The organism is Leminorella richardii, assembly GCF_900478135.1.
GTDB classification, from domain to species: Bacteria; Pseudomonadota; Gammaproteobacteria; order Enterobacterales; family Enterobacteriaceae; genus Leminorella; species Leminorella richardii.
The window spans coordinates 1,675,507-1,687,921 of record NZ_LS483470.1; the positions used below are offsets into that span (position 1 = coordinate 1,675,507).

The 12,415-nt window shown below is 49.4% G+C and carries 11 protein-coding genes; 6 read left to right on the plus strand and 5 right to left on the minus strand.

The features are described from left to right. Positions 1-5 precede the first annotated feature (5 nt). The gene (locus DQM29_RS07800) at positions 6-647 is read right to left on the minus strand and encodes a 4Fe-4S dicluster domain-containing protein (RefSeq protein WP_111740159.1); all 642 of its coding nucleotides are present in this window, start codon (positions 645-647) and stop codon (positions 6-8) included. Positions 648-1,309: 662 nt separating this feature from the next. Here DQM29_RS07800 and DQM29_RS07805 point away from each other — a divergent pair. Together DQM29_RS07805 and ccmI are read left to right on the plus strand one after the other, a co-directional pair. Beyond that, positions 1,310-3,271, plus strand: a complete 1,962-nt coding sequence (locus DQM29_RS07805) for a heme lyase CcmF/NrfE family subunit (protein WP_111740160.1) — start codon at positions 1,310-1,312, stop codon at positions 3,269-3,271. Then, a complete protein-coding gene (gene ccmI / locus DQM29_RS07810) occupies positions 3,268-4,152 on the plus strand; it encodes a c-type cytochrome biogenesis protein CcmI (RefSeq protein ID WP_111740161.1) in 885 nt (294 codons plus the stop codon). The genes DQM29_RS07805 and ccmI overlap by 4 nt, the downstream gene beginning before the upstream one ends. A gap of 319 nt (positions 4,153-4,471) precedes the next feature. Here ccmI and DQM29_RS07815 read toward each other — a convergent pair whose 3' ends face one another. Then, entirely contained in the window at positions 4,472-4,939 is a 468-nt protein-coding gene (locus DQM29_RS07815; RefSeq protein WP_111740162.1) for a rhodanese-like domain-containing protein, read from the minus strand. A 77-nt stretch (positions 4,940-5,016) separates the two neighbouring features. Next, a complete protein-coding gene (locus tag DQM29_RS07820) occupies positions 5,017-7,023 on the minus strand; it encodes a cytochrome c3 family protein (RefSeq protein ID WP_111740163.1) in 2,007 nt (668 codons plus the stop codon). Between the two features lie 827 nt (positions 7,024-7,850). Between DQM29_RS07820 and yajD the strand changes: the two genes are divergently transcribed. Beyond that, positions 7,851-8,192, plus strand: a complete 342-nt coding sequence (gene yajD / locus DQM29_RS07825) for an HNH nuclease YajD (protein WP_111742035.1) — start codon at positions 7,851-7,853, stop codon at positions 8,190-8,192. A gap of 33 nt (positions 8,193-8,225) precedes the next feature. Here yajD and DQM29_RS07830 read toward each other — a convergent pair whose 3' ends face one another. Together DQM29_RS07830 and DQM29_RS07835 are read right to left on the minus strand one after the other, a co-directional pair. After that, positions 8,226-8,729 (minus strand): hypothetical protein, encoded by a 504-nt coding sequence (locus DQM29_RS07830; protein ID WP_145960349.1) that lies wholly within the window; start codon positions 8,727-8,729, stop codon positions 8,226-8,228. A 111-nt stretch (positions 8,730-8,840) separates the two neighbouring features. Continuing rightward, on the minus strand, positions 8,841-9,983 hold the full coding sequence (locus DQM29_RS07835; protein ID WP_111740165.1) for an alanine racemase: 1,143 nt from the start codon (positions 9,981-9,983) through the stop codon (positions 8,841-8,843). Positions 9,984-10,076: 93 nt separating this feature from the next. On the opposite strand from DQM29_RS07835, the gene DQM29_RS07840 reads away from it, so the two are divergent. From DQM29_RS07840 to DQM29_RS07850, 3 genes are all read left to right on the plus strand, one after another. Next, positions 10,077-10,988 (plus strand): LysR substrate-binding domain-containing protein, encoded by a 912-nt coding sequence (locus DQM29_RS07840; RefSeq protein WP_111740166.1) that lies wholly within the window; start codon positions 10,077-10,079, stop codon positions 10,986-10,988. 399 nt (positions 10,989-11,387) lie between these two features. Continuing rightward, entirely contained in the window at positions 11,388-11,816 is a 429-nt protein-coding gene (locus DQM29_RS07845) for a universal stress protein (RefSeq protein WP_111740167.1), read from the plus strand. A 185-nt stretch (positions 11,817-12,001) separates the two neighbouring features. Continuing rightward, a complete protein-coding gene (locus DQM29_RS07850; protein WP_111740168.1) occupies positions 12,002-12,400 on the plus strand; it encodes a hypothetical protein in 399 nt (132 codons plus the stop codon). Positions 12,401-12,415: the final 15 nt, after the last annotated feature.

Sequence of the window (12,415 nt, forward strand, 5' to 3'; positions counted from 1 at the left end):
CTTCCTTATAGAGAGACAATGCGGTAGATGTGAGGTTGACCCACATTCTTTAACCGATGAACGTAATAATGGCCTGAGTGCAGGTGATACTGCATCTCTGCACTCTCTTCTTCGCCGAAGAACAGTGCGTTTTTAGGGCAAATGCGAACGCACACCGGCATAAAGCCCTGACTTAGGCGCTTTTCACTGCAAAAGTCGCATTTGTCGGCAATGTGTTTAGTGGGGTGAATATAGCGGACGTCGTAAGGGCAGGCAGAAACGCAGTAGTCACAGCCGAGACACAGGGCTTTATTGATCTGCACAATGCCATTTTCATCCATATAGGATGCGCCGGTAGGACAAACATCGATGCAGGGAGCATCGTCACACTGCTGGCAGGAATGACGGAAAAAACGCTCTTCATTATCGTATTGGGCGCTTTTAGGCAGTGGGATCATGCTTAGCCGCGAATAGCCAATGGGGACATCGTTAGCCTTGGCGCAGGCAACGGCGCATTCGTTACAGCCAATGCAGCGCGTTTCGTCATGGATCAGCACATAGCGCTTTCCCTTTTTCGTTACAGCGTTAGCGATGACTTTTCCTGAACCGATCCCAAGCAGCGCGGCCGAACCGACGGCAAATAAAAAACGGCGGCGGGAATGACTCATAGCGAACCCCTTTTGGCAAAGCCGACGTTTTCTTTCGTCAACACATGTGTCAGCGAAGGGGGAGTGAAGGGGCATATCGACCGTGGTCGCTTAAACCAAAAAACGGCACTCATTGTTTTTTCCTCTCAGCACGGTTCCAGTCTGTATTTTTAATTTTTATTAAACGGCTAGATAAAAGCCCTATTCTTTAGAAGAATAGAAAATTCGTTATGCGGATAATCATTTTCCGATTTTTAGATAATGGCTCTTTTTGTTCTTGGGTATTAAAAGCCAGTTAGTACTTTAGAGTTATTCATGGCAATTTTGATTGATCTATCTCAATTTCATATTTGGTAGAAAAATAATCCGAGCCAGATAGAGAATAAAATTTTTATTATTTGATGTGGAGCAACAAAGAGAAATAATGCAGTTTAAGGGATTAATCTTTGTCGCTACTATCTGTGAGGTAATTCAATATATGAGAAAAAGTGGTTAGCATTATCTATTTCTCCGAAGTTTGATGCCAGACGTATAGAAATAACCAGAAAATAAAATATACAAGAGCGACTTTTTTTATATAAATACTTTTTGTAAAGGAAGCGATAGATGAAGCACACGGTGTACGTTCGTTTTGGCAAAAAGCGTTTCGGTAGAAAACGTGTTAGGTTAGAGAGAGGTTTGCCATGATCCCTGAAATTGGTCACTTCTTTCTCACGCTTTCACTGGCTTTGGCGGTTATGCTTAGCATTTATCCGCTTATTGGCACCTATCGTCAAAGTAGCCAAATGATGAAAATGGCGCGACCGCTGAGCTATGCGCTGTTCACGTTTACTCTGCTTTCCTTTCTTTGCTTGATTTATTCGCTGATTATCAATGATTTCTCCGTTGTGTATGTGGCGAATAACTCAAATAATTCACTGCCAGTTTATTACCGCATTGCGGCAGCCTGGGGGGCTCACGAAGGCTCTTTGCTGCTGTGGGTGGTATTGCTGGCATCCTGGACGCTGGCTGTGGCGCTGTTTAGCCGACGTATGCCGCTAGAGGCGGTTGCCAGAGTGCTTTCCGTGATGGGGATGATCAGCGTCGGCTTTTTGCTGTTCGTTACTCTGACTTCAAACCCGTTTGAGCGCCTGCTGCCGTTCTTCCCCATTGACGGGCATGACCTGAACCCGCTGCTGCAGGATGTCGGGCTGATATTTCACCCTCCGCTGCTTTATATGGGATATGTCGGTTTCTCCGTTGCCTTTGCCTTCGCCATTGCGTCACTGATGAGCGGGAAGCTTGATACTGCCTGGGCACGCTGGTCAAGGCCGTGGACGCTGGCCGCTTGGATATTTCTGACGCTGGGTATCGTTCTGGGGTCTTTTTGGGCCTATTACGAACTGGGATGGGGCGGCTGGTGGTTCTGGGATCCGGTGGAGAACGCCTCACTGATGCCGTGGATTTCCGGTACTGCGCTGCTGCACTCTCTTGCTGTCACAGAAAAGCGCGGCACCTTTAAGGCCTGGACTGTGCTGCTGGCCATTGTGTCGTTCTCTCTGTGTCTGTTGGGAACGTTTCTGGTGCGTTCGGGCATTCTTGTTTCGGTTCACGCCTTCGCTTCTGATCCAACGCGCGGGATGTTTATTTTGGGCTTCCTAGTGCTGGTCATTGGCGGCTCTCTGTTGCTGTACGCCTTTAAGGGCGGGCAGGTGAATAAAAACCGCGTTGGCTATGAGCTGTTTTCCCGAGAAACGATGCTGCTGGCGAATAACATTTTACTGACGGCGGCCATGCTGGTTGTGCTGCTGGGCACGCTGCTGCCGTTGGTACACAAACAGCTGGGGCTAGGCTCTATCTCTATCGGTGAGCCATTTTTCAACACCATGTTTGTTTGGATTATGGTGCCGTTTGCCGTGCTGTTAGGGATTGGCCCTATGGTGCGCTGGCGCAGAGACTCTCTGTCTCCGCTGATGAAAAGGCTCATCATTGGGCTGCTGCTGACTGTGGGCGTATCCTGGGGGCTATTGCTGACTGAGTCCCGCTTTTCTCTGATGGCGTTTCTCGGGCTGACGATGGCGATATGGGTTATCACGCTAGGCTGCTTTGCATTCTATGAGCGAATAACCTATCGGCACAGTTTTGGGCAAGGGATTCGTCGACTGTCGGCAGGCCAGTGGGGCATGTTTTTAGCGCACATGGGGTTGGCAGTAACGGTTATCGGCATTGCATTTAGTCAGAACTACAGCATTGAACGGGACGTTCGTATGAGCCCCGGAGACAGCGTCGTGCTTGAGGGGTACAGCTTTAAATTGGCAGAGGTCAAGCTGATTGATGGGCCGAACTATACGGCAGATATCGGTACGCTGATCGTGACGAAAGGCGATCGTGAAGTGGCGACGCTAAGGCCTGAAAAGCGCTACTACACAACAACAAAAATGGTCATGACTGAAGCGGCGATAGACGCAGGCATTGGGCGAGATCTTTACGGAGCGCTAGGGGAAAACCTCAGTGCAGGGCAGTGGTCAGTCCGGCTGTACTATAAGCCCTTCATGCGCTGGATCTGGTTTGGTGGTCTGTTTATGGCTCTAGGAGGCTTCCTGTGCATGCTGGATGCGCGCTATCGGCCTTTTAACGCGGCAAAAAGAGAGGTAACTCCGTCATGACGCTATTAATTCTCTCTGCGGTGCTGGCGCTGATGGCTAGCCTGTTTGCCTTTGTCTGGCCGCTTTATCGTCAGCGGGGAAAGGCTGAAAAAACGTCAGGACGAGACGACCTGAATAAGCGCTACTACCAGCAGCGGCTGGACGAGCTGGCTCGCGAAGAAGGGCAAGGGCTGGTGACGGAATCTGCGCCGATGGTGCAGGAGCTGCAGTACAACCTTTTAGACGACGTTCCTAACAGCAAAGCGAAAGCTGAATCCAAGCCGCTTTCATCATCAGGGCGGATGATGCTGGTTGCTTCGGGTACGCTTATTTTGCTGGCGGTTTCTGTCGGCGTGTACGGATTAAACGGCAGTTATGAGAAAGTGGACGACTGGCAGCGGGGCATCAGCCAGACCGATGCTCTGCGCCAAAAGCTCAACGAGTCTGGGGTTGAAAGCCTAGATCAGCAGCAGATAGCCATTCTGGCCGTTGGGTTGCGTAGTCAGCTGGTTAATAACCCTGAGCGAATCGACGACTGGGTCATGCTGGGGCGGCTAGGACTATATATGCGAGATATGACCACCGGCATTGGGGCGTTTGCTGAGGCCAGCCGCAGGGCGCCGGAGAATATGGACATTCAGTTGGGATATGCTGAGCTGCTGGTGCGTTCCGAGGAGCGTAACGATAACATCCGCGCCAGCGAAGTGCTGGTAGGCGTGCTCAATCGGGAAAGCGATAACATTCAGGCGCTCAGTCTGTTCGGCTACAACGCCTATGAGCTACAGGACTATGCTCAGGCTATCCGCGCCTGGAAGCGCCTGCTGTACCTGCTACCGCCAAACGACAAGCGCGTGAGTGCGTTAGAAGAAAGCATTCGACTGGCGGAGTCGGGAGGAAAGTAGTTTACCGAACGATGAGGTAGCGCGTTATCAAAGGCCGTTCACGAGAAGTGGGCGGCCTTTTTGCTAGGCGTCGTAAGAAAGCGGGGCTGAGAGGAAAACATCTGTTGGTGCTAAGTGAGCGGGGGAGTTATGGGGGAGAAGATAAAGCTGCTCTAGAAGGCAGAAGAAACTCGCGTAACGATGTGCGATCAAAACGACACGAGGCAGTATGTCGAACACTGATGGGATTGAGCTGAGATAGAAAATACAAAGCGTATATTAGGCGTTAAAAAGGGCGCTGATGCGCCCGTTGAACGATCCCATAGGGAAGAGGAGGGGATTAACTTTTCCCCGGCGTAAAGTCCTTTTCCTCTATTTTTCCACGCTCTAAATCTTTGCCCGACTCCATCCAGCCAAAAATGCCGTCCGGCATGGTGTATACGTGGGCATATCCCAGTTTTTTGGCCTCTCTGGCAGCGTCGGTGCTAGCGGTACAAAGCTTATTCATGCAGTAGAAAATAAGCGCTGCGCCCTTGTCCTTTGGCAGCAGGGCTTGCCAGTTTTCTTGATTGAGATGAGTGGCGCCGGGAATGTGCCCCTGGTTCCAGATTTCATCAGGATTAACGTCAAAAAAGTGGACGTTTTTCTGCCCGTGCATCTCTTCAGCCTGATTTAGCGTGATATGCATCGGCGTATATTCATCAATAACGCGCTCGGGAGCCTCCATGCCGCCGGCATAAGAGAACGGAGAAAGGGCTAGAGCCCCTAGAAGCGTCAGTGCGGGAATACATGTGCGTCGAATTAACATAGAACGTCCTTACCGGTTGAATATGACGGCGCCCCGAAGGGCGCCGTTGGTGTCGCTCACTGAGCAACGGTGCTGAATCAGATTTTGCCTTTATTCTTACGCGCTTCACCACTCAGGATGGCCTGCGCTTGTTGGATATAGGCTTGACCTTCTTCAATCCGGCTCTTGGTAAAGTGCGGGCCGTGAACGCCCCATGAACCGTCTTTCTTAACCGCATCGGCGATTTCTCTAGCCTGCTTGGCAAGCAGCTGTACCTGAACTTTTTCGTCCAGACTCAGGCCGCTCTTAGGCAGTTTTTTGTCGATGAGCTTCAGGCCGTTTTCGATTTCGGCATAGCCCGTTTTAACCGGAGTTTGCCACTCAACGACTTTGCCGTAGATGGTTTCCTGGTCCTTAAACTGCAGTCTTTCAGACAGGACAGTTTGAACTGGGCTGTGGCAGCCGCCGCCTTCTGCAACGTCAATGTCGCTGAAGCTGGTGCGTCCGCAGGACCACATCAGGTCAACATAGCCTTTTCCGTCCTGCTTGGCGATACTCCAGCCTTTGACGCTAGAGTCACGCGGTTTACCTTCAGGCGGGTTAAGGGTTTTTGCCTTCTCGTCAACTTTGATTTTCCAGATATGAGATTTACGGACGTTGTCGAAACCGGCCATATCAGGGAACTGGATTGCCGCAAAGTTTTCACAGCTGCCCATGTTAGGCATGTGGCAGGCAGTACAGTTGTTCTTGCTGTGAGTATCCCCTTGAGCCATAAACTCTTTTTGCTGTTGGTGGCAGTCCGTACACTGCTTTTTCAAGTTAGTGCGGGTAAAGCCAGACTTCCAGTCATTAGAGGTGACTTCATGCGGATCGTGACAGGTAGAACAGCGCATCCCTTTTTCATAGTGGGACGTGTTGAACATCTGTGAACCTTCAGTACCGCAAGACGGACAGGCTGATTTGAAGTACGAGTTGAAGGGGTTCTTCGGATTGGCTTCAGCCTCTTTCGGATCGTAGGCAAAGCGCTGGTGGCAGCGTTCACAGTTAGACGGCATACCTGCACCGCGTGCACCGTACAGGTGAGCACCTGCACCGTGACACTCTTCACAGGCGATACCTTTACTGATGGTATGCTTTCTCAGCTCTTCTGGCTTGCCCAGCGCGGCGAAGAATTCATTCGAGTTCTTAAAGTCGAACTTGAACGTGTGACAAACTTCGCAGTAGGAGCTGGCGGGCTGGAACAGGAAGTTTTTCCTGTCTGACGCGCCGTAGGAAGTCATACCCCACACTTCAGAACCGCGAATGCCAAACTCGTCTGCCTTGGTCGGGAAACCAGGAACGTAGCTGGCGATCCTTTTCACCATATCCGGTGTTAAAGATTCTGCCCAACCGCGTGAGAACTGGTTACCGCCCGCGACCAGCGTACCAGTACCGTCTTTTAACAGACCGTCCTTAACGTGATATGTACCGCGGACCAGGAAGCTATCGACAAAGCCGTACTTGGTGCGCGGCGTACCGATAATGGCGTAGATGGCATCGTGTGTGATGCCCTGAGGCAGAATGGAGGCTTTACCGCCATACATACCTTTGTGGAAATCCTTGTCTGGAACTTCATCCATTTCGCTAGGGAAGCGAATGGTTTTAGCGTGGCGTGAACGCTCCCATCTTTCATACTGGGCTGGGTGACATTCACCGCACTTGGCCGGACCGACGAACTTGTTGGGCAGGTCCAGGAAGGATTCTGCACCCAGACGGTAGGTCATGGCGGTAGGACGTCCGTGCTTCTCTGCGTAGGCTTTACCGCCGCCGAATTCCACAAACTCCTCACCGCGGTCGCTCAGCTGGGGTTCACCCACTATGCGCCCTGCGGCCTGGTATTTGAAGACGGGATGGTTTTTAAGCAGATAATCCCAGTAGTCCTTTTCTTGAACCACATATCCTTCCAGCGTGCGGGGAGGATAGGGTTCAACTGGCGGTGTCGTCGCCTGCGATGCCCCTGCGGTAGCGGCGGGCGCGGTAGGTTGCGCTTGAGCTACAGTAGGGGGCAACAGTACTCCTAGTGAGAGTAACAGCGCACAGGAAAGCGATCGTCGACGTATGCTCATTGTGGGCCCCTTGGTATAAGAATAAATGCATTGCTTCTTGGGTGTGTACACCCTTTGTTGGTTATTTTCATGAGCCAACCTCCACCGCGGGCGCGATGGAGGCTGAGAGTGATCCTTGCCTTAAAAATTAATCACAAAGAGGTATCACTGAAGCATAAGATAACCATAACCAGAGTATGGTTTTTGATTTTAGTCATTAAATTTAAGTAGATAAGCGTTGCAAGGAGCACGGCTATAAAGTGTATGGGGGGTTGGATCCCTATATTTTTTAACAATTCATTCATTTTCCGAAAAGTGGAAAAGAACTATTCAATAATCATAAGATCTATTTCGCTATTAAATGCTGATTAATGAAGATGACTGAGATCGTTTCAGATATTTTTTTATATATCGTTATTGCAGGTATCATCTATTTGTTTTTCTTGTATTCATTATTTTTTCATTTTTATTACATTTTCACATAGTGCTTTTATTTATATTTTTGTGATCTGCATCATTATTTATTTTACAGTTCTTTACGATTTAAAGAGGTATTTTTGAATGCTAATTTATCTTGGTGATTAGTTTTTAAGATTAGCGTTAACAGTAAAGATAATATAAATAATCAAAGATGAGAATGACTATTGTTTTTATTTTTCTATATGGATAATTATTCGGTAAGGCAAATCAATAAACATAATAAGAAAGAGATTCTGGAGGACTTTTTTGATAAATGCCTAGCTAATATATTGTCGTTCATACCGACTCGACTATTTATGCCGACTATTCACCTGTGCTGTTTAGCGTTACCATAGCGGCCTGATTGATGAATAACGAGAGTGATGTTTATGGCCTACATTCCTAAAAACTATACAAAGCTGGAAAGCGGCTACCGTGAAAAAGCGCTGAAGCTTTTTCCCTGGGTGTGCGGGCGCTGCGCTCGCGAGTTTACTTATTCGAATCTGCGTGAGTTAACGGTTCACCACATCGACCACGACCATTCGAATAACCCAGAGGACGGGAGTAACTGGGAAATGCTTTGTCTGTTTTGTCACGATCATGAACACTCGAAGTATACCGAAGCCGATCAATTCGGTTCGACGGTGATCGCTGGTGAAGACGCACAAAAGGATGTTGGTGCGGCAACCTATAGCCCGTTCGCCAACCTGAAAGACTTAATGAAAAAGTAGCTGACTGCGCTCGCGCCCCTTCGGCGCAGCGCGTTAGTTTTGACTGCCAGACTCTCGCTCCAGCCTTTCATACACCTCAGTAAACGCGGCGGCGTTTTTCATCATGCTCTTTTGAAGAGTATGTTTGCTGTGTGACGTGGTTATCGCAATGGCCTCATTGAACTGCGCGTTAACGCACTCGACGCTGAGGATATCGTGATAGGGAATAACAATAGCTTTAGGAAAGACGTGGCCTTTGGGATAGCTAATAGCCGTATCGCTAAAGGTAATAGCGCAGCGAGAGGAAAACAGGCTATTTGCTAGAGTAATCAGAGACATCACTGTTAATAGTGCGAATACTGCGGTTGTTGCTGCCAACAGTAGTTGAGTTTGCTCTATGGACAGCGTTGAAGAGCGACCAACTTCCAGCCAGTTTTCCGTTTCGCCTATTTGCTGATAGGAAAATCCCGTAAACCAGCCAAAAAACAGGATCCCCAGTAGAATGACGCCGCGCTTTAATCGATAGGGGTACTTTATCTCACTCACAATGCCACTCACGGTTTCCTCTCCCTTTGTCATAAACATGTGTTAATTGTCTATGTTAGCAAAAGGGAGAGGTTAAAGCGCAGACAGTACCGACTTTTTCAGTGTTCTAGTAAAACAGGACAGCTACCAGCCGGTAATGCGCGTCCAGACTTCTCGCGTTCCTTCTTGTTCATCTATTGCCTGATACTGTAGGTGCATTGCCGTTGTTGCACAGGCGTGATTGGGGAGAATGCGTAGGCGGCTGCCGATGGGGAAATCCGCCAGTAAATAGGGGCTGTCAGCGGGCAAAACGACCACACCGTGTTCCTGATTGGCAGAGCTAACCTTAACGCCAGCCAAAACAGTACCCGACATATCGCACACTTGGCCGTACAGGTAGTCGCATTTTTGTGAGGCGGTTCCCCGATCGCGAGACAGCGCCATCCAGCCTGCATCAATAAACAGTGTATTGCGCTGTGCGTTGTGGCCAATAACCGTGGCAACAATGGAAACGGCAATATCGTCCATATTGCAGACGCCAACGTTGTGCATAAAAAGGTCGAAGAGTGAAAAAACGCCAGCCCTGACTTCAGAGATCCCCGTTAAGTCCTCGGCAAAGTGGGCGGTTGGCGTAGAGCCCACGCTGAGGACTGGGCAGTCGATGCCTTCACGCTGCAGCAGAGCAGCGGTTTTTCTCAGCGCGTCACATTCCTGACGCGCCGCTGCGCGAATGCACTCATCAGTCGTACAGGAGTAGGACTCTCCCGCATGGGTTAAAAGCCCTTGGAACCGCGCGCCGGGGTCTGATAGGCGGCGAGCGATATTTATAACCTGCGGGGACGACTCAGGAAGACCGCCTCGGTGACCGTCACAGTCGATTTCAATAAACGCGCTAAACGTTACACCGTGAGCGAGGCCATAGTCAGCAACGGCATCGGCCTGTTCCAGACTGTCGAGCAGAATGTGAAGATTGATTCCGCGGCGCAGCAGCTCCGCGACTCTTGCCAGTTTGTTCGTGGAAATGCCTACGGCGTACAGCAGGTTGTCGTAGCCTGCGTTGGCCAGCGCCTCTGCTTCTGCCAGCGTAGAAACTGTCGCCGGAGCGCTGAGCTCTGGCAGAATAAGCGCAGTAGCTTCGATAGACCGCACGGTTTTTAAGTGGGGGCGTAACACCGCACCAAGATTTTCGATGCGGGACTGTAGGCGATGAACGTTTGTCCGCAGTTTGTTTTTATCAATCAGTAAAAAAGGCGTCTGGAGCCCGTCGGTGAGCTGGTCTGCGTTCATATCTTTTCTCCTCTAAAAAGAGTGTATATTTTTTCACTATTTTCATAAGATGGAAATAAACGATAGGTTAGTTATAGATTAAGGTAAAGCTTAATGATTAGCAGTGACGATCTCCGCTTTATGCGAGAGTTAGCCTCTCATTCCAGCCTGGCGAATGCCGCGAGGTATCTCGGCGTGTCGGCTGCGTCGGTAACCCTTAGGGTCAAAGCATTGGAAAAGCGCCTAGGCGTTCAACTTATTCAGCGCCCGGCGCGAGGGCTGCGCTTTAGTGAAGAGGGCAGGCTGTTGCTTGAGCGAGCCGATAGCATTTTGAACGATATGGAGGAGCTACAGTCGCTGTTGGACGATCGCTCTCGCAAAGTGTGCGGTACGCTGCGCGTTCTGGCTCCGCTAGGATTTGGCAATCGCTACGTTGCGCCGCTGTTGGCAGAGTTTAGTCGAAAGCACCCGGCGCTTCGCGTTGAACTGACACTTTCTGATGCGCCGGACTGGTCAACGGCTCAGGCTTGGGACATCGTTATCTATATTGGCGAGCTGAAAGACTCTTCACTCAGACGGATCCTGTTGGCGAAAAACGCACGCTACCTGTGCGCATCACCGGAATACGTTGGCCGAATGGGAATGCCGCTGTCGCCGGATGAACTTCATCGTCATCACTGCATTGCGCTGAGGGAAAACAGCGAGGACGTTACGCTGTGGCGCTTTACTGAACGGGAGACCGGAAAGACGATGGCTAAGCGCATCCGTCCGCTGATGGCAAGCAACGATGGGCAGGTAGTGAAACAGTGGGGATTAGCGGGGGAAGGTATTATCGTTCGCTCTGCGTGGGATGTGGAACACGAGGTAGCTTCAGGAGGGTTAGTCAAGCTGCTAACACAGTACGAGCTGCCCGATGCGGACATTGTGGCGTTGGTAGCCGGAGAGCGACTGCATAGTTCTCCCAGAGTGGATGGATTTATTACTCTGTTAAAAGAGCGGCTTTCAAAACGCCCGTGGGAAAAATAAAAAAAAGCCCGCGCGCAAGCGAGGGCTATCACCTTGGTATAGCTGTCAATTATTATTATGAACGCAGAGATAGAATTACGCTGCTGAATTTAAAGTGTCATAGGTAGGGGGTTGGCGACAAATTAATAATAGTGATGAGACGGCGTTTTCATTAAGCAGCGCTTAAGTGCGGTATATAAAAGAAAGAAACTCTGTGTTGTCAGCATCATGGTGCGCCTTGAGGGCAATTGCTAGATGAATGTGGCGAAGAGCGAGCAACAGAGAGCGTATATTTTTTTCACTTTTGGTGAGTTTGTGCCCTTTGTTCACAGAAAAAGTAGTCCATAATGAATAAAGTTAATAGGAAAGTATCTTTTCATATTTGAAATGGGGTCAGATCTCAATAGAGGAGAGTGCACTATGTACCGGTCTATTTTAGTCCCTGTGGATATTCTAGAAGAAGAACTTACCAACAACGCAATTAAACACGCGGTTTATTTGGCAAAGCTGACAAATGCTCGCGTTCATTTGCTACACGTTTTGCCTATTTCAACCGCCATCATTAACTCCTATGCCCTAGGCTATCTGGAATTTAAGGACAAAGCCTCTGTTAAGGCCGAAGAGGATCTTAAAGCGCTAGCTGATGGGTTGGATTTACCTTCAGAATCCGTTTCTTACTCTTTAGCCTTTGGCTCGCCGAGAGATGAAATCGCTATAGTTTGTGGAGAGATAGGAGCGGATCTTATCGTTATTGGATCGCGTCGACCCAATATCACGACGCATCTTTTAGGCTCCAACGCGTCAGGCATTGTGCGCTATGCAAACACTTCGGTGCTGGTTGTCCGATAGAATAACGAAGGTATATGTACAGAAATAGAGTCACCTGTAGGAGGCCGGTGGCTCTATTTTATGATTAACCGAACAATGCTTTTCCTAGTAGAACATCTTAAAAGAAAACGTATAATCGTTGGGGAAAATCAACAGATCCAGAAAGTCATCTTTTTTAATTATGTGATTAATCAAGGAAGAGATTGATGTTTTATAAAACATTTTTGTTTGGCGCCCTAATGTTAGCCAGCGGTGCTGCAATGGCTGCCAACAGTAGCTATGTTGAAGCCTGTGCCGATATGCAGCAGCAGGCGAACTCCAAGATTACCCGCAGCCAGGCCGTAAAAGCCTGTCAGTGTATTGAGTCTCGTCAGGATAGCGATCTGGAAAAAATTCAGGCGATGGATAATCCAACGCAGGCGCAAATTCGCAAAGTCATGGAAGATACGGCCAGATACTGTATTAAAAAAGCCGGTATTGCCAATAGCGGGAAAACAAGCAGCAAGAAGCCCAGTAGTTCATCTGATGAAAGCGAGTCTGAAAGCAAACCGACGATCAGACCCGGCGGTACTGTGGGTGGGATTCCAATTCGCGGTATTCGCTAAAGCTCAGCTACCGCG